The sequence below is a fragment of the Sandaracinus amylolyticus genome (assembly GCF_000737325.1).
GTDB lineage: Bacteria > Myxococcota_A > Polyangia > Polyangiales > Sandaracinaceae > Sandaracinus > Sandaracinus amylolyticus.
In genome coordinates this window covers 8080671-8100977 of sequence record NZ_CP011125.1, presented here as the reverse complement: position 1 = coordinate 8100977, position 20307 = coordinate 8080671, and the positions used below count along the sequence as shown (strand labels likewise).

17 protein-coding genes are annotated in these 20307 nt (G+C 72.0%); 11 read left to right on the top strand and 6 right to left on the bottom strand.

Annotation, left to right across the window (positions count from 1 at the left end; all coding sequences use genetic code 11):
• Positions 1-4 precede the first annotated feature (4 nt).
• Positions 5-1384, top strand: a complete 1380-nt coding sequence (locus DB32_RS47460; protein ID WP_169791648.1) for an RCC1 domain-containing protein — start codon at positions 5-7, stop codon at positions 1382-1384.
• 1 nt (position 1385) lies between these two features.
• Here DB32_RS47460 and DB32_RS34140 read toward each other — a convergent pair whose 3' ends face one another.
• The gene (locus DB32_RS34140; protein ID WP_083458137.1) at positions 1386-2711 is read right to left on the bottom strand and encodes a sigma 54-interacting transcriptional regulator; all 1326 of its coding nucleotides are present in this window, start codon (positions 2709-2711) and stop codon (positions 1386-1388) included.
• A gap of 119 nt (positions 2712-2830) precedes the next feature.
• Here DB32_RS34140 and DB32_RS34135 point away from each other — a divergent pair, with 119 nt between their 5' ends.
• From DB32_RS34135 to DB32_RS34115, 5 genes are all read left to right on the top strand, one after another.
• Entirely contained in the window at positions 2831-4711 is a 1881-nt protein-coding gene (locus DB32_RS34135; protein WP_240481283.1) for a hypothetical protein, read from the top strand.
• Between the two features lie 50 nt (positions 4712-4761).
• Positions 4762-5709 (top strand): hypothetical protein, encoded by a 948-nt coding sequence (locus DB32_RS48730; RefSeq protein WP_053236846.1) that lies wholly within the window; start codon positions 4762-4764, stop codon positions 5707-5709.
• Between the two features lie 11 nt (positions 5710-5720).
• Positions 5721-7304 carry a DUF1501 domain-containing protein gene (locus tag DB32_RS48725; protein ID WP_053236845.1) on the top strand — a complete coding sequence of 528 codons (1584 nt, stop codon included), beginning with the start codon at positions 5721-5723 and terminating at the stop codon, positions 7302-7304.
• 101 nt (positions 7305-7405) lie between these two features.
• A complete protein-coding gene (locus DB32_RS34120; protein WP_053236844.1) occupies positions 7406-7744 on the top strand; it encodes a YciI family protein in 339 nt (112 codons plus the stop codon).
• Between the two features lie 6 nt (positions 7745-7750).
• A complete protein-coding gene (locus DB32_RS34115; protein WP_053236843.1) occupies positions 7751-9010 on the top strand; it encodes an RNA polymerase sigma factor in 1260 nt (419 codons plus the stop codon).
• On the opposite strand, the gene DB32_RS34110 is transcribed toward DB32_RS34115, so the two are convergent.
• The 4 genes from DB32_RS34110 to DB32_RS34095 form a co-directional block, all read right to left on the bottom strand.
• Positions 9011-11266, bottom strand: coding sequence for a helicase-related protein (locus tag DB32_RS34110; protein ID WP_053236842.1), 2256 nt, complete (start codon positions 11264-11266; stop codon positions 9011-9013). It lies immediately after the preceding gene.
• A 39-nt stretch (positions 11267-11305) separates the two neighbouring features.
• Complete coding sequence (locus DB32_RS34105) at positions 11306-11656, bottom strand: DUF1428 domain-containing protein (RefSeq protein WP_053236841.1); 351 nt, start codon at positions 11654-11656, stop codon at positions 11306-11308.
• A gap of 95 nt (positions 11657-11751) precedes the next feature.
• Complete coding sequence (locus DB32_RS34100) at positions 11752-12252, bottom strand: hypothetical protein (protein WP_053236840.1); 501 nt, start codon at positions 12250-12252, stop codon at positions 11752-11754.
• Between the two features lie 54 nt (positions 12253-12306).
• A complete protein-coding gene (locus DB32_RS34095; protein WP_053236839.1) occupies positions 12307-13332 on the bottom strand; it encodes an aldo/keto reductase in 1026 nt (341 codons plus the stop codon).
• A 195-nt stretch (positions 13333-13527) separates the two neighbouring features.
• Here DB32_RS34095 and DB32_RS34090 point away from each other — a divergent pair, with 195 nt between their 5' ends.
• The gene (locus DB32_RS34090) at positions 13528-14934 is read left to right on the top strand and encodes a glucose-6-phosphate dehydrogenase (protein WP_053236838.1); all 1407 of its coding nucleotides are present in this window, start codon (positions 13528-13530) and stop codon (positions 14932-14934) included.
• A 6-nt stretch (positions 14935-14940) separates the two neighbouring features.
• Here DB32_RS34090 and DB32_RS34085 read toward each other — a convergent pair whose 3' ends face one another.
• Positions 14941-16125 (bottom strand): SMI1/KNR4 family protein, encoded by a 1185-nt coding sequence (locus tag DB32_RS34085; protein ID WP_053236837.1) that lies wholly within the window; start codon positions 16123-16125, stop codon positions 14941-14943.
• A 104-nt stretch (positions 16126-16229) separates the two neighbouring features.
• Between DB32_RS34085 and DB32_RS50085 the strand changes: the two genes are divergently transcribed.
• The 4 genes from DB32_RS50085 to DB32_RS34065 all read left to right on the top strand — a co-directional run bounded on the left by DB32_RS50085 (position 16230) and on the right by DB32_RS34065 (position 20307).
• The gene (locus DB32_RS50085) at positions 16230-17933 is read left to right on the top strand and encodes a DegT/DnrJ/EryC1/StrS family aminotransferase (protein WP_083458136.1); all 1704 of its coding nucleotides are present in this window, start codon (positions 16230-16232) and stop codon (positions 17931-17933) included.
• Entirely contained in the window at positions 17930-18388 is a 459-nt protein-coding gene (locus DB32_RS34075) for a hypothetical protein (RefSeq protein ID WP_053236836.1), read from the top strand. Before DB32_RS50085 ends, DB32_RS34075 begins: the two co-directional genes overlap by 4 nt.
• Positions 18389-18497: 109 nt before the next feature.
• Positions 18498-19427 (top strand): hypothetical protein, encoded by a 930-nt coding sequence (locus DB32_RS34070; RefSeq protein WP_157069717.1) that lies wholly within the window; start codon positions 18498-18500, stop codon positions 19425-19427.
• A 19-nt stretch (positions 19428-19446) separates the two neighbouring features.
• A complete protein-coding gene (locus DB32_RS34065) occupies positions 19447-20307 on the top strand; it encodes an MBL fold metallo-hydrolase (protein WP_053239047.1) in 861 nt (286 codons plus the stop codon).

Genomic DNA, 20307 nt, shown 5'->3' with positions numbered 1-20307 from the left:
GCCGATGGTACACGCGGCCGTCGCGCGGCGCATTGCGTTGGCGCTCGCTGCTTCGCTGTGCGTCGCGGCGTGCACGTACAGGTTCGATCGCGACTTCCGCCCGGGCGACGCGGGGTTCGACGCGCCGATGCAAGCGCTCGACGCGCACGTGCCGATGGACGCACCAGTGTCGGAGTGCGAGGGCGCGGAGGACGGGACCCCGTGCGCGTCGGGGATGTGCGCGGGCGGCGCGTGCTGCGGCGGATGTTTGTCGGCCGAAGGGTGCGAAGTGGGTGACACCGCGGACGCGTGCGGAAGCGCGGGCCGCGTGTGCCGGCGCTGCTCGAGTGACACGCCCTTCTGCGTCGCGGGGCGGTGTGGCGTCGAGCACCCGATGGCCGAGATCGCGCTGGGCTCGGCGCACTCGTGTGCGCGTGATCACGAAGGCCGCGTGTACTGCTGGGGATCGGATCGCGCGGGGCAGCTCGGTGTGCGTCCCCCCGAGGGCGCGTGCGAGACGGACGAGCCGCTGCTCGTGACGCTGCCGATGCCGGCACGCGCGATCAGCGCGGGCACCGCCGGCACGTGCGCGGTGCTGGTCGACGGAAGCGGTTGGTGCTGGGGCGCGGGGCTCGCCGGCGCGGGCGTCGACAGCCCGCCGAGCACGTGCCTCGAGCCCGGCACCGAGGTGATGCGCGCTGCGCCCGCGTCGATCGATCCGGTGCGCGTGGTGCCCGACGAGCCGCCGCTCGCGTGGCGCACCATCGCGGTCGGCGATCGTGTTCGCTACGGCGTGAACGCGGCCGGCGCTGCGTTCTTCTGGGGCGACTACGAGTACGACGACACACCGCCGCCCGATCAGCCGGTGCGCCTCACCGGCGCGATGCCCGAGCTCGTCGCGCTGCAGGTCGACGCGCAGTACGCGCTCGCGCTCGACGGTGACGGTGGGCTCTACAGCTGGGGCCGGAGCCCGGTGCCCGGCGCGCTGCGCGCCGCGCTCACCGACGCGCCGCTCGTCACCGACGTCGTCGCGATCGCCGCGGGGATCCTCCACACGTGCTGGGCCTACGCGAGCGGCGACATCGAGTGTCGCGGGCAGACGGTGCCCGACGCGTGGGCGCCCGGGCCGGCCGGCGGGCGCCTCGTTCCGCGCGCCGACGAGGGCCGGGTGACGTCGATCGCGGTGACGTACCTCTCGACCTCGATCGCGGTGTGCTGGGTGAACGAGCACCTCGAGCTGTGGTGCGCGGGTCGGACCTCGCCGGTCGCGCTCTCGACGGCGCGCGAGTTCACGTTCGTCGACGCCGGCGTCTATCAGCTCGGCGCGCTCGACGTCGCAGGGCGCCTCTGGACCTGGCACATCGCGAACGGCCCCGATCGCGCGACGGCGCGCGCGCTGCCGTGACTCACGACAGGCCGTGCTTCTTCATCAGGTCGATGAGGTAGCTGCGATCCATGCTCGCGAGGCGCGCCGCGCGCCGGACGTTCCACTCCGCGCGCTCGAGCAGCGCGCGCACGTAGCGCTGCTCGAAGTCCGCGAGCAGTCGCGCGCGCGCGTCGCGGTACGAGAGCTCGAGCAGCGCATCGACGCCCGTCGCGCCGCCGTCGACACCCGGCGCCTCGTCGATCTCGATCGCAGGTTCGCCGAGCGCGATCGACGCCTCCACCGCGTTGCGTAGCTCGCGCACGTTGCCCGGCCACGCGTGCGCCTCGAAGCGCGCGAGCGTGTCGCGGCCGAAGAGCTCCTCCGCGCTCGTCTCCACGCCCGCGCTGCGCAGGAAGTGCTCGATGAGCAGCCGCACGTCGTCGCGCCGCTCGCGCAGCGGCGGGACGCGCAGCGTCACCACCGCGAGCCGGTAGTAGAGATCGAGGCGGAACGTGTTGCGGTTCACCTCGGCGCGCAGATCGCGGTGCGTCGCGCTGACGACGCGCACGTCGATCGCGATCTCTTCCGCGCCGCCCACGCGCCGGATGCGCCCTCGCTCGAGCGCGCCGAGCAGCGCGGGCTGGAGCTCGCTCGGGAGCTCGCCGATCTCGTCGAGGAAGAGCGTGCCTCCGCGCGCGCGCTCGAACACGCCGAGGTGCCGCCGCTCCGCGCCGGTGAACGCGCCCTTCTCGTGCCCGAAGAGCTCGCTCGCGAGCAGCGCCGGGCTGATCGCGCCGCAGTCGAGCACCACGAAGGGGCCGCGGTGGCGCGGGCTCGCGTCGTGGATCGCGCGCGCGACGAGCTCCTTGCCGGTGCCCGACTCGCCGTGCACGAGCACCGGCGTCGCGCGCGCCGCGACCTTCGTCAGCGAGGCGAAGAGGCTGCGCATCGGTGGCGACGCCCCGAAGAGATCCCCGCAGCGGATCTGCGCGTGGGCCTCGCGCATCCCGAACGCGCCGTCCTCGACGCGCAGCGTGGTCGCGCCGACGACGATCTCGACCGGGAGCTCGACCTCCACCGCGGTGTCGACGAGGCGCACGCGGCCGACGCGCGTGCCGTTCGTCGAGCCGAGATCACGCACCTCGACGGCGGCGCCGGTGCGGCGGACCTCGAGGTGGAAGCGCGAGATCGTGCGATCGGCGAGCACGAGATCGTTGCCCTCGGCGGTGCCGACGCGGAGCGACTCTTCTTCGGTCGTCACCGCGACGCCCTGCTCGGGCCCTGCGATGACCACGACACGGAGCGAGCGGATCGGCAGCGCATCGCCGAGCGAGGTGCGCTCGGTCGAGTCGTTGGAGCCGTACATCGAGGGTCAGCGTAGTACGACGAGGCGCGCGCGGTCGCGCGCCGTGTGTGTGGGGTGTGTCCGACAGCGATTGTCGGATCGATCCGACCATCGCGTTCGCGGATCGCACTGCGCGCGGCGTGGCACCTCGGTTGCTGAGCGGGCCCGACGTGCTGCGCATCCACCTCCGATCGACGGCCCCGCTCGCGCTCCTGCTCGCCTCGTGCACGGGCATGGTCGGCGGTCCGCCTGCGCCGCCGACCGGCACGACGCCCCGCGACGGCGGCGCGACGTGCGACCCGGTCGCCGACGCGGGCACCCCACCGCCGCTCGACGAAGAGCCGATCCCGCCCGAGCGCGTGCTGCGCCGCATCCACCTCGTCCTGCACGGCCGCCCGCCGCTGCCGGAGGACCAGGACGCGCTCGCCGCGGCGACGACCGACGCCGAGCGCGAGGCGGTGATCGCGCGCGCGATCGACGAGGGCCTCGACTCGCCCGACTTCTACACGCGCATGCTCGACCTCGGGCACCACTGGATGCGCAACGGCAGCTTCTCCACCGGCGCACAGGGCGACGGCTACTGGGGGAACATGTCGACGCACCTCGGTCGCTGCGGCGCGGAGACGGTGCATGCGGGCGCGTGGATCATGGTGCCCGACAGCGGCTCGGATCGCGGCACCGCGTGGTGCGACGTCGCGGACGCGCCGCGCCGCGAGGTCGAGCCGTGGTGGGCGCCGGGCACGAGCGTCGTGCTCGTCGGCGACGCGGCGCTCGAGACGCGCGAGGTCGTCGACGCCGAGGGCGTCACCCACGACTGCGGGATCGCGCTCTCCGGCTACTACAACATGGCGAACGCGCGCGGCTGCGGCTGCGGCCCGCACGCGGCGTGGTGTTACCCGGGCACCGGCCTCGTGCCGAACCCGCTGCCGGGCTCGCAGAAGCGCGACATGTGGGACGAGCCCGCGCGGCTCGTCGCGCACCTCGCGTGGCACGACCGTCCGCTCTCCGATCTCGTCCTCGGCAACTACAGCGTCGGCAACAACCGCGTGCGCGCGTGGTACCTGCGCTTCGGCCGGCAGACCGGCATCGAGGCCGATCGGCTCGACGCGGACACGACGTGGTTCCGCGCGGAGGTCGGCGATCGACCGCGCGATCCGCTGCACCCCGAGCCCGCCGATCCCGAGGCATGGCGCGAGTTCGTCGTCGAAGAGCTCGCGCCGCAGCTGCTGTCCCTCTCCGATCGCGCGCGCAGCGCCGATCCGTCGCGCACGCTGCGCTGGGATCCGCGCGCCGAGACCGGCCCTGCGCCCGGCCTGCCCGCGGCGGGCGTGCTCACGATGGCGGGCACGAATTCCACGTTCCCGCGAGAGCGCCCGCGCGCCGCGCGGTTCCTCGAGATCTTCGCGTGTCGGGACTTCGATCCTCCGCCCGCGGATCAGCACTTCCCGCCGGTGTCCGAGGACCTCGCGACGAGCGGTCAGTGCATGCACTGCCACGCGCTGATGGATCCGGTCGCGATGGCGTTCCGGCGGTGGATCTTCATGGGCACTTACGTCCCGCTGCCGCGCCTCGCGGATCTCGCGGACCTCGAGGTGCCGCAAGACCTCTACGTGCCGGCGCGCCGCTATCCGAACGGGCGCTGGTTCGCGGCGGGCGCCGATCGCTGGGCGCAGAACTGGCTGCCCGGCACGACGATGACGCCGATCACCGAGGAGGATCTCGCGCGCAACACCGGCGCGCTCTTCCTCGACACGATCCCGCCCGAGTACACGATCTTCGGCGAGCACCCCGACGGCACGATGGGGCCGCTCGCGTTCGCGAAGGTGCTCGTCTCGTCGGGCGAATTCGATCGCTGCGCGGTGCGGCGGATCTACGAGCGCGTGATGGGGCGGCCGCTCGATCCCGCGCGCGAGGGTCGCTACGTCGACGCGCTCGCGCGGCAGTTCGCGGCGGATGGACGCGCGGTGCGCGCGCTGGTCCGCCGTCTCCTCGAGTCGCCCGAGATGCGGAGGGGCCTGTGAGCGCGGCAGTCCGGAATCGAGCGTGCCAGTCCGCGACTGGCACCCTCGTGATGATGACTCTGGTGCTCGGCTGCGCGGGCGAGGGCGCGCGCGCCACGACCGAGGCTCTCCCCTGCGGACCGAGCGAGGGCAACGCCGCGATGTTCGAGGCGCTCTCTCCGTCGTGCGCGGGGTGCCACGGCGCGGGCGCGTCGCGCCCGTTCTTCGCGAGCGTCGTCGCGTTCGAGGATCTGCTCGCGTACGACGAGCGCTACGTCGTCGCCGGCGATCCCGAGGCGAGCGCGCTCGTCGCGATGCTCGAGGGCCGCGGCACCGGCGCGTACCCGCAGATGCCGCTCGCGGGCGACGACTTCGCGACGCTCGCCGCGCGCGGCGAGACCGCGATCGGCATGGACGCGATCCGCGCGTGGATCACGTCGCTGCCGCCGCCCGATCCCTCGCGCAGCGGCCCGGATCGCGAGGCGGTCGCCACGCGCCGCCTCTCGGCCGACGAGGTGATCAACGCGATCGAGGTGGCGCTCGGGCAGGCGCCGAGCGCGGGTGTCCCGCCGCTGCTGCGCGTCGACGGGATGGCGCCGCTCTCGCCCGACTCGCCGAGCGGCATCGACTACAACGACGGCCAGCGCCGGCAGGTCTATCTGATGCTCGGCGGGCCGAGCTATCTCCAGCAGCGACCGCCCGAGGGCGCGTGGTCGCCCTCGTCGCTGCTCACGCTGACGCAGCTCGCGCAGGGCGCGTGCTCGCTCGCGGTCGAGCGCAGCGAGCCGCTGTTCTTCGTGCACGCGACGCGCGATGCGCGCCTGCCCGAGGCCGAGCCCGACGTGCGACGCAACCTCGAGCACCTCTATCGTCGATTCCTTCACACGCCGCCGGACGCCGCGGAGATCGACGCGCTCTTCACGCAGGTCTACGCGCCCGCCGAGGCGACGAGCCCGCGCGCCGCGTGGACCGACGTCTGCACCGCGCTGATCCGCGATCCGCTCTTCGTCACCTTCTGATCGGAGATCCGATGACCTCCAAGATGTCCCGCCGCACGCTGCTCGCCGCGTCGCTCGGCGCCGCCCAGCTCGCGCTGCTCGAGCGCTTCTCGTTCCTCGAGCCGTCGCGCGCCCGCGCGTGCACGACCGACGAGGGCCCGACTCGATTGCTCGTGCTCTACCTGCCGGGCGGCGTGCGCTTCTATCCGATCTTCGTGCCGATGAGCGACGACGAGATCACGCGCACGATCCCGCCGCCGGGGAGCGCGAGCGGTGAGCCGATCTTCTTCACGCCCTCCGAGATGGTCACCCTCGACGGCGACTCGGGCGGGTTCGCGCCGCTGCGCATGGGCCGCAACTGGAACGTCGCGGACCCCGGTGATCGCGACGGATATCGCGCGAGCCCGATGGGATACAGCTGGATCCACTACGGGCTCGGGCCCTCGACCGCGGTGATCCACGGCATCGATCAAGGCACCTTCGCGCACTCGGCCGCGTACGTCTCGGCGATGTGCGGAGTCGCGGGCGAGTCCTATCGCGCGCCCGCGATGCTCTCGACGGTCGCGAACCACCTCCACGCGCGCTTCGCGTCGACGCGGCCGATCCCGTGCGTCGCGATCAACTCGAGCGGTGTGCCGCTCGCGCCGGGCCTGCCCGCGCAAGCCGCACCCGCCGTGGTGCCGAGCATCCAGTCGCTCGCGCAGCTCTTCTCGTCGGAGGCGGATCGACACCGCCGCTGGCGCGACTGCGACGCGCGCACACCGACCGACGTGGCGACGTTCGACGGAACCGGCACGCACGGCGAGATCGGGCTCACCGGGCCCGACGCGTGGGCGCTCGAGCGCGCGCGAAGGCTCGGTGCGCGGGCGCGCGGCGCGACGGCGAGCACGCTCGAGCAGATCCACGGCAGCTACGTCGCGGTGAGCCGCACCCTCGCGAACGACGTGGTCAGCGCGGTCGAGGCGGTCACGCCGGTCACCCACGCGGTGCCCGATCACCTGCGCGCGTTCGGCCACTTCGACTTCACGTTCGGCCTCGCGAACGGGCGCATCGACATGAGCGCGAGCTGCGAGTGGATCCTGCGTCTGCTGAAGAGCAACGTGACGAGCGCGGTCTACGCGAGCCTCCCCGAGCGCTACTACGACTTCCACAACGGCGCGTCGCTCTACAGCGCAGTGGCCGCGACGCGCGCACAGCTCGACATGATCGCTCAGCTGATGGGCGAGCTGCAGGCGACGCCGTCGCCGGATCGCGCGGGGCGCTCGCTCTACGACGACACGCTCGTCGTCGTGCAGAGCGAGTTCGGCCGCACCTGGCCGCGCGGACCGAGCCAGGAGTCCGCGGACGGCTGGAGCTTCGGCGACGATCACCACTCGATGACGAGCGTGGTGCTCTCGGGCGGCGGCATCGCGGGCAATCGCCAGATCGGCGGATACGCGCTGCCGTCGACCGACGGGCTCCCTGTCGAGATCGCCGAGGAGGACGGCGCGTCCGCGATGCGCCCGCCGCGCTCCGCGGACCTGGTCGCGACCGTGTGCGACGCGTTCGGCATGCGGCCGGGCACCGACTTCTTCATCCCCGGCGGCTACGGCGTGATCCGCGGTCTCTGCGAGTGAGCGAGGGGGGCGAAAAAAAAGATCGTGCGGGTGTCGGAACGGGGCATCGTCGTTCGCTATCCGGGGGAAGGGCCGACGAGCCCCGAACGAAAGGACCCGTGATGACCAAGAAATTCCTGCTCATCTACCGCAACCCGCTGGCCCTCGAGGAGCAGCAGCCGTCCCCCGAGGAGATGCAGGCGGTGCTCGCACAGTGGCACCAGTGGAAGGAGAAGTTCCCGTCGATCCTCGACGTGGGCGACGGCCTGCTGCCCACCGGACGCAGCATCAAGTCCGGCGTCGTGACGGACGGACCGACCATCGAGTCCAAGGAGATCGTGTCCGGCTACTCGATCGTGGCCGCCGCGGACTACGACGCTGCGATGGTGGTCGCGCGCGCGTGTCCGATCCTGTTCGCGCCCGGCGCGAGCATCGAGGTCCGCGAGCTCGCGGGATACTGAGCGTCCGTGACGGAGCCGCACCAGACGATCGAGCTCGTGCTGCGACACGAGTACGGTCGTCTGGTCGCGACGCTGGTGCGCGAATTCGGCACGCACCGCATCTCGATCGTCGAGGACGGGCTCTCGCAGGCGTTGCTCGAAGGCACGATCGCGTGGCGCGCGCGCGGCATCCCGCCCAACGCGCGCGCATGGCTGCATCGCGCGGCGCGCCACCGCATCCTCGACGAGCTGCGCCGACAGCGACGGCTCACCGCCCTCGACGACTCCGCGCCCGAGGCGCTCGAAGCCGACGACGCCGAGCCGCCCGCGAGCCTCGGCGACGACATGCACGACGACGAGCTGCGCGCGCTCTTCGCGTGCGCCGAGCCGTCGATCCCGCTCGCGTCGCAGATCGTGTTCGCGCTGCGCACGCTGTGTGGCTTCTCGACGCGCGAGATCGCGACGCGGCTCGTGACCTCGGAAGAGAACGTGCAGAAGCGCTGGGAGCGCGCGCGAGAGCGGCTGCGCGAGGTCGATCTCCGGCTCGAGCTCTCGGAGGCCGAGTGGCCCGCGCGATCCGACGCCGTGCTGCGGATGATCTACGTGCTCTTCACCGAGGGGTACTTCGCGTCGAGCGGCGACCGCGTGCTCCGCCTCGAGCTCTGCCAGGAGGCGCTGCGCCTCGGGCGTCTGGTCGCCGAGCACCCGAGGTATTCGTCCGCGAGCGCCCTCGCGCTGCTCGCGCTGATGCACCTCCATCACGCGCGCCGCGACGCGCGCACCGACGACGAGGGCCTGCCGGTGCCGATCGAGGAGCAGGACCGGCGTCGCTACCATCGCGCCGATCTCGCGCTCGGGCTGCGCGCGCTCCACGCCGCGGCGCGCGACGGCCTCGCGTCGAAGTACCACGTCGAGGCGGCGATCGCGGCCGAGCACGCCTTCGCGCCGACGTTCGAGGACACACGCTGGGCCGCGATCGTCGCGCTCTACGATCGGCTCGCGCGCATGGACCCGTCGCCGCTGCACGAGCTGCACGCCGCGATCGCGCTCTCGTACGCCGAGAGCCCGCACGCGGCGCTGACGAAGCTGGATGCGCAACGCCCGCCGACGTGGCTGAGGGAGTCGCACCTGTGGCTCGCGACGTACGCGGATCTGCACCGACGCATGAGCCGCGTGGACGACGCGATCGCGTACTACGAGAAGGCCATCGCGCTGGCGCCCCCGTTCGAGCGCGCGATCCTCGAGCGCCGCCTGCACGCGTCGCTGCGAGCGCGCGACGGACGATGACTATCCGGCGCGCGCTCCGAGCGCGGCCAGGACCTTCGGGAGCTCTCGATCCCGCACGCCGAGCCAACTGCCGATCTCGTTCCGCACGTCGGGCTCGCTCTCTCGGAGCCTCGTCAACACGCGCTCGACGATGTCGACCCTCACGACGCGCGGGCCGAGCGGGAGGAGCCCCACCGCGAGATACGACTCGAACGGGACCTCTTTACGCCGCGGGATCGACACGGCGCCTCGCATCGGCGCTCTCGGCTCTTTCCCGCCGCGGTGCACGCGCACCAGGAGCGCGCGCACTCGCAGCGCTTCCGCGCTCAGCAGTCCGCGCGCGAACACCGTGCGTCGCCCGATGACGACACCGCGCTCGGCGAGCGCGCTCCGATCCTCGTCGCTCAGTGCGGCGATCTCGCCCTTCGCGCGCTCGACGTCGAGCGTCCCGAGCCCGCGCTCGAGCTGCCACAAGACACCGCGCACCAGGCCTTCGGCGTCGTGGGACGCGATCGGACGCAGCAGCTCGGCGACCAAGTCGCGCGCGTAGGCGGCCATCCTGCGCTCGATGCGCGACCTCGCGCCTGCGCCGATGGTGTCGTCGACGGCGACGACGACACGCGGCGAGAGCAGATCGCGCCCCGCGACCAGGTTGCCGAGCTCGTCGTCGCCGAACGACACGACCCCCGCGTCGTCGATCCCGAACGCGTCGTGCGGCGCATCGACGATGCGCTGCACCCACTGCTCGCGCGCGCGCTCCTCGGCGCGGCGCACGTCGTCGAGCATGTCGCCGATCTGCGCGAAGAATCCGCCTTTTCGCGCGGCCTCTTCGGCCCGCGGGATCGACGTCGCGCGCGGCGCCCGCGCGACGAAGCGCTCGACCAGGCGCTCGTGGAGCGCGTCGCCGAGGCGATCCTCGACCTCGCGCGCGCGCTCTTCGAGGCTGCCGTCGATCCACGCACGCTGATGGCTCACGTACGTCCACACGCGGATCGCGGCGAGGCGCGCGGTGAGCTCGTCGATCTCGCCCTCGACACGATCGATGCGCTCCACGTGCCGCAGGACCCAGCCCGGATCGAGGTGCCCGCGATCGACGAGCGTGACGAAGAGCTCCTCGAGCAACGACGCGTGATCGAGGATGGTGAGCTTGCGGTAATCGGGGATCTGGCAGACGTCCCAGAGCAAGCGCACCGCGTCTTCGTGCGTCGCGCGCTCGCGCACGCGCGGCCGCTCCGACAACGTGCGCAGCACGTCGAAGTCGTCGGCCTGCTCGACGCGCGAGAACACCGGGTGCGGCGCGGGCGCCGAGAGCGAACCGAGCAGCGCGTCGATCGATGCGAAGTCGAGCTCGGGGCTGCGCCACACCAGCCGCGTGACCGGCGGGAAGCGATGCTCCTCGAGCCGCGCGACGAGCTTCTCCGAGAGCCCGGGCAGCGGATTGAGCGTGCCGAACGTGCCGTCGCGCTGATAGCGCCCGGCGCGCCCCGCGATCTGACCGAGCTCCGCGGGCTCGAGCGGGCGGTGCTCACGGCCGTCGAACTTCTCGACCGCCGCGAACGCGACGTGATCGACGTCGAGGTTGAGCCCCATCCCGATCGCGTCGGTCGCGACGAGGTACTGCACCTCGCGCGCTTCGTAGAGCGCGACCTGCGCGTTGCGGGTGCGCGGCGAGAGCGCGCCGAGCACCACCGCGACGCCGCCCTTCTTCTGCCGCATGCGCGCCGCGAGCTCGTAGACCTCCGCCGCGCTGAACGCGACGATCGCGCTGCGCGGCGGGAGCCCTCCGAGCCCGCTGCGCCCCGCGTGTCGCAGCGACGAGAGGCGCGCTTGTCGCTCGAGGCGCGCGCCGGGCAGGAGCTCGCGGAGGATCGGCGCCATCGTGTCGGCGCCGAGCAGCCACGTCTCGCGCGTGCCGCGCGCGTGGAGCAGTCGATCGGTGAAGACGTGCCCGCGCTCGCGGTGCGCGGCGAGCTGGATCTCGTCGATCGCGAGGAAGTGCACCGGCACGTCGAGCGGCATCGCCTCGACGGTGCACACCCAGTAGCGCGGCGCGCGCGGGACGCGCTTCTCCTCGCCGGTCACGAGCGCGACCTGGCTCTCGCCGACCGCGCGGCTGACGCGGTCGTACACCTCGCGCGCGAGCAGCCGGAGCGGCAGACCGATCATGCCGCTCTCGTGCTCGAGCATGCGCGTGACCGCGCGGTGCGTCTTGCCGGTGTTGGTAGGGCCGAGCGCGAGGACCAGCGGCGTGTCGAGATCGTGCGCCGAAGCGCCCATCACGACGGAAGCTAGCAGCCCTCGCGCTCGGGATGACGATCACTCGACGAAGGGCGCGAAGCCTCCGTAGATCATGCGCTTGGCGTCGAACGGATACGTCTCGGGCGAGCTCTTCATGCGCGGGTCGGCCATCACCTTCGCGTTCACCTCGTCGCGGTGCTCGCGCGAGCGGTAGACGATCCACGAGAAGATCACGATCTCGTCGTCCTTCTGCTGCACGCTGCGCGGGAACGACGTGATCTCGCCCATCGGCACGTCGTCCGCGATCCACTCGCGGTAGTCGAGCGCGCCGTACTCCTTCCACACGTCGCGCGCGAGCGTCGCGAGCTCGCGATACGCATCGAGGTTCTTCTTCGGCACCGGGACCACGAATCCGTCGACGTAGCTCATCGGGAGATCCTCCGCTTTCCAGTTGGACGGCCGGCGGCGGAGGATCTCATCGGTCCCGGATCACACGACCACGAGCACGCGTTGCGTACTCACGCTCAGGGCACCGGCTCGACCTCGTCGATGCAGCTGATCGTGTCGGTCCACATCGTGAGCCGCAGCGGCATCTCCTCGGACACGACGAACCCCATGTCGACGAGCGAGATCCCCGCCGTGCCGATGTCTTCTCCGAGGCACGCGAGAGCCTCGGCGCCCGCGAGCGGGCAGATGAAATTGGACGCGCCGCCGGTCGTCACGCCCGCGTCGTCCGTGCCCATCCAGCCCCACGCGCCGACGAGCGTGCACGTGTGCGGGTCGAACTCGTCGAAGCGCACGTCGGCGCGATAGAGCTGGCAATTCGAGCGACCCGCCGAGGGATCACCCGGCGTGCGCTGGCGCAGGTGCTGACCGACGAGCGTCTGGGCGAGCGCGGCGACCGGACACGGCGCGGCCGCATCGGGCTCGACATACGCGTCCGGCTGCGATGGCGGTGTGTTGCTGGAGCATGCGGTGATGAGCGCGAAGCAGACGAGCCACGAAGAGCGAGCTTGGTGAAGCATGCGCCTTCGAACGTGACGTCGGCTTCGCGCATTCAACGGCGCGCGAGCGAGCGATCAGATCGGCGCGGCGGGGATCTTCGCGTCGGCGCCCGACGCGCGCTCGGGGGGTGCCATGAACTCGGGCCCGACGGGATCGCGGATCGTGCTGCTGAGCATCCGATCGATCGCGGAGAGCGCCTCGTCGTCGAGGTGCCAGCCCATGACGTCGATCACCGGCGACAGCTCGCTCGGGTGTCGTGCGCCCCAGAGCGCGACCGACACGCCGGGCTGATCGATCGTCCAGCGGATCGCGAGCGGGATGATGCCGCGCTGGTAGCGCTGTCGCGCGTACGCCTCGAGCTCGCGCACGGCCGCGGTGTACTGCGACACGCGCGGCGCGACGAGCTTCGGATCGACCTTGCGGAGATCGTCGCCGTCGAACTTCGTGCTCTCGTCGATCGTGCCGGTGAGGAGACCTCGACAGAGCGCGCCGTACGTGAGCGTCCCGATGCCGCGCTCGCGGCACCACGGGATGATGTCGCGCAGCGCCTCGCGCTCGAAGACGTTGAGCGGAGGCTGCGCGGCGCTGAGCGGCGTGATCGCGTGGAAGCGCTCCATCGCGGCGATCGAATAATTCGAGACCGCGACGCCGCGGATCTTGCCCGCCTTCTGCAGCGCGCCGAGCGCCGCGGCGGTCTCCTCGTACGGCGTGTCGAGATCCGGCCAGTGCACGAAGTACAGATCGATGTAGTCGGTGCGCAGCCGCGCGAGCGAGTTCTCGACCTCGGTGCGGATCACGTCGCGACGCGAGTTCCGGAAGAGCTTGTCGCCGCGTCGCTCGAGGCCGCCCTTGGTCGAGATCACGACGCGATCACGACCGCCGTACTCCGCGATCGCGCGCCCCACGACCTCTTCCGAGTGGCCGAAGCCGTAGGCCGGAGCGGTGTCGATGAGGTTGATGCCGAGATCGAGCGCTGCGTGGATCGTGCGCACCGACTCGTCGTCGTCGGTGCCGCCCCACTGATAGCCGCCCATCGCCCAGGTCCCGAGACCGATCCGGCTCGCCTTGATCGGCACGCCTCGGATGTCGACGTACTCCATGCGCCGCGAGCGCAGCGAGGGACATACCAGAGCTCACCGCGACAGGGCGCGAGCGATCGCGACCGCTCGCGACCGCTCGCGACGACCTCCGCCGCAGGGCGACGCGCAGGCGCGGCGCGCCACCTCGCCACGTGGCGCTGCGGTCGTGCTCTGCGCAGGCGGGAGTGTGCCCGGCGTGTGCATGGACGATCCGTGATGATCGAACGAATCCTGCTGCTCGGAGCGTCGGGTGATCTCACGAGCCGCTTGCTGATGCCGGCGATCGCCGAGCTCGCCGAGGCCGAGCTGTTGCCCGCAGGCCTCCGGATCGTCGGCTCGGCGCGACGCCCGTGGTCGACGGCGGACTTCCGCGAGCACATCGCCACGCAGCTGGAGCGGCACTCGAAGGTCGCGCCCGCGACGCGCGACGACGTCGTGAGGTGCCTCGAGTACGAGCCTGCCGACGTGACGCGCGCGGAGGACGTTCGACGGCTCGTCGGCGGCCCCGAGCGGCCGGGCACGCTCGTGTATCTCGCGCTGGCGCCCGCGCTCATCGAGCCGGTGCTGCACGCGCTCGCGAGCGCGGCGCTCGGGGCGCGCGACGCGGTCGCGATCGAGAAGCCGTTCGGCGTCGACCTCGCGTCGGCGCGACGGCTCAACGGCGTGTTGCGGTGCGAGCTGCCCGAGCCGTCGATCTTCCGGATCGATCACTTCCTCTCCGACGAGCTCGTGCGCCGGGTGACCGCGCTGCGGTTCCTGAACCGGATCTTCGAGCCGGTGTGGAACGCGGTGCACGTCGAGCGCGTCGAGATCTCGTGGCTCGAGAGCCTGACCCTCGAGGGACGCGCCGGGTACTACGACCAGGCGGGCGCGCTGCGAGACATGGTGCAGAGCCATCTGATGGAGGTGATGGCGCTCGTCGTGATGGAGCCGCCCTCGCGCGCCGACGCAGCCTCGTATCGCGCGGCGCGCCTCGAGGCGCTGCGCGCGGTCGCGACGCCTTCGCTCGACGAGATCCGATCGCGGACGCTGCGCGCGAGGTACACCGCGGGCGCGATCGGGACGCGGCGCGTTCCCTCGTACGTCGACGAGCCCGGCGTCGATCCGCGACGCGACACCGAGACGTACGCGTCGCTGACGCTCGGCATCGAGACCATGCGCTGGAGCGGCGTCCCGTTCACGCTGCGCTCGGGCAAGGCGTTCGCGACGAGCGCGGCGGAGATCGCGATCCACTTCCGCGCGCTGCCTCGCTACGTGCGCGACACGTGGCCCGGCGTGGAGCCGAACACGCTGCGCCTCGGGCTCACGGAGCCGTACGTGCGAGTGGCCACGACGCTCGACGGCCCCGACGGCGTCGCGGAGAGCCGTGCGCTCGAGCTGTGCGCGTCGCCGCCGCGCCGATCGGTGTACGCGAACCTGATGCTCGACATGCTGCGAGGTGACCCGGCGCTGTTCATCCTCGGCGAAGAGGCCGAGGAGGCATGGCGGGTGATCGACCCGGTGATCGACGCGTGGCACGCGGGCGAGGTGCCGATGCGCGAGTACGCAGCGGGCGCATCGGCGCCGCCGAGCGCCGAGCGGAGACGACCCACGTCGATCGGCGCCACGCCCCAGGCTCCGTGATCGTCGTCAGCGCGTGCGCAGCTCGAGACCACGGTCGCGGAGCAAGGCATCGAGGCGCGTGAGATCGGCCTCGGGATCGCAGCTCACGGACACAGCGCCATTTGCATGGACGAACGCAGTGCCGCCGATGCTCGGCAGCAGCACGGTCCACCCGCCGTCATCGTCGTCGTGGGCGATCGACTGCGCGTCGGGGTCGAGGGCGAGCAGAACGTCGTGGGTCGCGCGCGCGTCGGCGAGCCAGTCGTCTTGGTCGCCCTCGTTGCTGGTCGGGTCGTACGTGCGGTGAGCCTGGCCTTCGAGCGGTTCGGCGTAGCGGACGTGGCAGGGCGCGGCGAGCTCCCCGGACTCGCATAGCCACGCGAGCGCGTGGGTGAGGTCGCCGGGGATGCACACGATCGCGTCGTGATGGCGAGGAAGCACGAAGAGCGCATCGGGGCGCTGCGGGTCGAGGACGATCTCGTCGCCTCGGGTGGTGTCGCCGAGGACGATGCAGCGCTGGGCGCGATCGCGGTCGAGCTCGAGCGTCGTCCAGAGCCAGTACGCGTCGACGCGCGCGCGCCACTCGGCGAGTTCCTCGATGATGCGGCGCGGCGGGTAGATGCGCACGAGTCCGCACTCGAGCGCTGCGCCGAAGCGCGTGACGTACTCGCGATAGCCGCCGGGGAACGTTACGCCGAGCGCGCGCTCGGCGGCGTCGACGTCGGAGGACGCGACGCCTGCATCGGGCCGCCCGAGCCACTGGATCGACGAGATCGGCGTGGGGCTCGCGGGAGGCGGCGACCACGCGCGTGCCGGGCGCGCGCTGCGAGGGATACGCTTCTCCGTCGCCGCATGCTCTTGGAATGCCGCTGCGAGGTCCCTCGCGGCCATCGACGTGGCCTCGGCCACGGCGAAGCTGCTGGCATCGAGTCGGAGCTTCCCATCGCGCCCGCGGAAGAGCTGGAGCAGCGCGACGTTCGCCCCTCGTCCGAGACCGAACCGCTCGACGGTTCCCACGCCGTAGACGACCCAGCCCTCACCGGCATCGGCAACGCCGGCGAAGGGCGCGTCGGCCGGTGGCAGGAGTGCCAGCGCGTTCTCGCTCAGCGTCGACGCCAAGAGCACACAGTCTCGCGCGGTGGCGAGATCATCACGCGCGACCGAGTCGTGCAGGCGCGCGATGACCTCCTGCGCTTCCGTCTTCAGGTCCATCGCGCGATGGTGAGCGGCCGCGCGTGCGACGAGCAACCCGTTCGGCGAGCCCTGCGAATGGCGCCCGACGCGAGACATTTCGGCGCTACGCTTCGGCCCCCTGCATGGCTGCCTACATCCACCCCACCGCGATCGTCGACGACGGCGCCGAGCTCGGCGACGGCACCAAGGTCTGGCACTTCGTCCACGTCTCCACCGCGGCGCGCATCGGCGCACGCTGCTCGCTCGGGCAGAACGTCTTCGTCGGGCGCGGCGTGCGCATCGGCAACGGCGTGAAGATCCAGAACAACGTGTCGGTGTACGAGGGCGTCGAGATCGCCGACGACGTGTTCCTCGGTCCGAGCTGCGTGTTCACCAACGTGAACGAGCCGCGCGCGTTCGTGGAGCGCAAGAGCGAGTACCGCGCGACGAAGGTCTCGCGCGGCGCGAGCATCGGGGCCAACGCGACGATCGTTTGTGGTCATACGATCGGCGAGTACGCGTTCGTCGCGGCGGGCGCGGTGGTGACCAGCGACGTGCCGCCGTACGCGCTGGTCGCGGGCGTGCCCGCGCGCCGGATGGGCTGGGTGAGCCGCCTCGGTCGTCGTCTGCGCGGCGAGGGCGTCGTGACGTGCCCCGAGAGCGGCGAGCGATATCGCATCGAAGGAGAGCGCTGCGTGCCCCTGAGCTCCGACGAGAACGACACGAGCCCGATCCCGCTGCTCGATCTCACCGCGCAGAACGGGCCGCTGCTCCCCGAGATCCGCGCCGCGATGGATCGCGTGATCGCGAAGAACGCGTTCATCCTCGGGCCCGAGGTCGACACGTTCGAGAAGGAGGTCGCGAAGCACATCGGGGTCGCGCACACGCTCGGCGTGTCGAGCGGCACCGACGCGCTGCTGCTCGCGCTCATGGCGCTCGACGTGGGGCAGGGCGACGAGGTGGTCACCACGCCGTACTCGTTCTTCGCGACCGCGGGCTGCGTCGCGCGGCTCGGCGCGAAGCCGGTGTTCGTCGACGTCGATCCGCGCACGATGAACATGGACGTCGCGCGGGCGCGCGCCGCGATCACCCCGCGCACCAAGGCGATCCTGCCGGTGCACCTCTTCGGTCAGCCGTGTGATCCCGAGGCCCTCGTCGCGCTCGGACGCGAGACGAACATCCCGATCATCGAGGACGCGGCGCAGGCGATCGGCGCGACGACGAAGCTCGGCCCGGTCGGTGGGCTCGGGGCGATCGGGTGCTTCTCGTTCTTCCCGAGCAAGAACCTCGGCGCGTTCGGCGACGCGGGGCTCGTCACGACGAACGACGCCGCGCTCGCCGAGAAGATGAAGCGCCTGCGCGCGCACGGCGCGCACCCGAAGTACTTCCACGCGCTGATCGGCGGCAACTTCCGGCTCGACGCGATCCAGGCCGCGGTGCTGCGCGTGAAGCTGCCGCACCTCGGCGCGTGGACCGAGGGACGTCGCGCGAACGCGGCGCTCTACGATCGACTGTTCGCCGAAGCCGGCCTCTCGAGCGACGCGCTGCGCACACCGGCGCGCGTCGAGACCGGGCACATCTACAACCAGTACGTGATCCGCACCGCGCACCGCGACGCGCTGAAGAAGCACCTCGGCGAGAGCGGGATCGCGACCGAGATCTACTACCCGCGCCCACTGCACCTGCAGGAGTGCTTCGCGTACCTCGGCCACGGGAAGGGCGCGTTCCCGGAGTCGGAGCGCGCGGCCGACGACTCGCTCGCGCTGCCGGTCTACGGCGAGCTCGGCGAAGCGCGCGTGCGGCGCATCGCGCGCACCGTGATCGACTTCCTGAAGGGCCGCGCTTGAAGGCGCGCTCCGTCGTGATCGCGATCGCGATCGTGATCGCGACGGCGTGCGCGAGCGCGCACGCGCAGGAGAGCGCGCCACCGGTCGTCGAGGCGATCGCGGGCGAGAGCGCGGGGACCGCGCTGCAGCGCGAGGTGATCGAGCGTTGGGCGCGCCTCTCGGCGCTGCGCATCCGCTTCGGGGAGAACCACGCCGACGTCCTGGGCGAGCGCGCGGCGCTGCGCGAGGCGATCGCGGCGATGCGCAGGACGCGCGCCCGCGTCGATCGCGCGGCGGTCGCGCGGTGGATCCGCGACCGCATCGCCGAGGTCGACGCGCGCCTCGGCGAGCTGAGCGTGAGCTGCTCGTCGGGGCACCCCGACGTGCGCACCGGACAGGCGCGACGCGAAGCGCTGAGCGAGGCGCTGACGACGATCGAGCGGCGCGGGCTCTTCGTGCCCACGCTCGCGCTCTGACGGCGCGGGTGGCACGACTCGACGCACTCGTTTGCCCACGCGTCGTTTGGATTGGCCGGAGATCCGCTCGGCACGACGCTCGCACTCGGTGCGCCGCGGAGGTGCGTTCGTGCTCGAGAGGCTTCGGTCGGCGCCGCTGGTGCTGGTGCTCTGTGCCTGTGGTGGGGGAGGTGGCGAGCCCGGGCCGGGACCGCACGACGGCGGTCCGCTCCCATCGACCTGCGAGGATCTCTTCGAAGGAGAGCCCGAGCTCGCGCTCGAGATCGGTCGCATCACGGACGGCGCGTTCACGCGTTGGTCCGATGGTGACGAGGTCGCCTTCGCGTGGGGCCCGCAGGGCGGCACGATGATCGTTCCGACCCTCCGCGCCGACGCGTCGCTCGATCCCGACGACGAGACCCCGTGCGTGTCGGTGGAGATCGCGAACCTCGAGCCCGAGGGTGGCACCGCGTTCGAGGGGTTCCGCGGCGCGCGCGTCGCGCTCGCCGGTGCGCGCGACGGAGACCGCGTCGTCGTGCAGGACGTGTTCGATCAGCTCGGATGGATCGAGATCCCGCGCGACACGCCGCTCGAGCTCGACGTCGTGGTGCGCGGCCGTCGTGCTGCCGCGCACGGCCGCGTCGCGCTCACGATCGTCCCGCCCCGGCCGGCGATCCCGCCCGAGTGCGAGTCGCTCCCGACGACCGGCTCGGGATGTCGCTACCGCATCGTGCCGGCGACCGCGCGCGTGGTGCGCATCTCGGAGGCGTCCGAGGGGTCCGCGCAGTGCCCCGCGGCGAGCGATGCGCGCTTCGTCGAGACGGAGGTCACGATCGATCCCGCCTACGCCGCGTGCACGACGGTGACGACGCGCCCGGGGTCGGCGCTCGTGCTCCAGCAATACCTGCCGTCGAGCGCGTGCCTCGAGAGCCTCGGCGTGGTCGAGGGCTCGACGCTCGACGCGGAGCTCCGCGTGATCTTCGCGGGCACGTGCTCGCCGGTGCTCGAGCAGATCACCGGGCTCGACGCGTGCGGCGACGCGTGCGTCGGGACGCCGTGATGGCCTATCGTCGGGGGTGATGCGCCCCGAAGATCTCGCGTTCGCGCCCGACTCGTTCGCAGCGCCGACCACACGCGCGCCCATCCGGGTCACGTGGCTCGGCACCGCGGGCTTCGCGATCGAGCACGAAGGCGTGGTCGTGCTGATCGATCCGTACGTGACGCGCGCCTCGATGTGGCAGTGCGTCCGCGCGCCGCTCGTGAGCGATCTCGACGCGATCGCGCGCTACGTGCCGCGCGCCGACGCGATCGTCACCGGGCACACGCACTTCGATCACGCGCTCGACGTGCCCGCGATCGCGCGCGCGACGGGCGCGAAGGTCTACGGGTCGCGCTCGTGCGTGCACCTGTGTCGCGCGTCGGGCGTGCCCCAGGAGCAGGTCATCGACGTCGAGGGCCGCGATGCGCGCGCCGAGGTCGGGCCCTTCGAGCTGCGCTTCGTGCCGAGCGCGCACTCGGCGTTCGCGCTCGGTCGAGTCCCGTTCCCCGGCGACATCGCGGACTGCGACGAGGTGCCGCTCGCGACGCATCGCTACAAGTGCGGCGCGGTGTTCGGCGTCGACGTGCGCGTCGCGGGAAAGCGCATCTATCACCTCGGGAGCGCGAACCTCGTCGACGCCGCGCCCGAGCGCGACGTGGATCTCCTCCTGATGTGCGTCGCGGGATGGACGACCACCGAGCGCTTCGCGCCGCGCGTCATGCGCGCGCTCGCGCCGCGCGCCGTGCTTCTCTCGCACTGGGACGACTTCTTCTCGCCCATGCGCAAGGGCGCGCGCGCCCTGCCCGCGATGAAGATGCCGCGCCTGGTCGACCAGCTCGTCGCGCAGGATCGCGACGTGCGCATCGGCACCGTGCCGCTGCTCGGATCGATCGCGATCTGA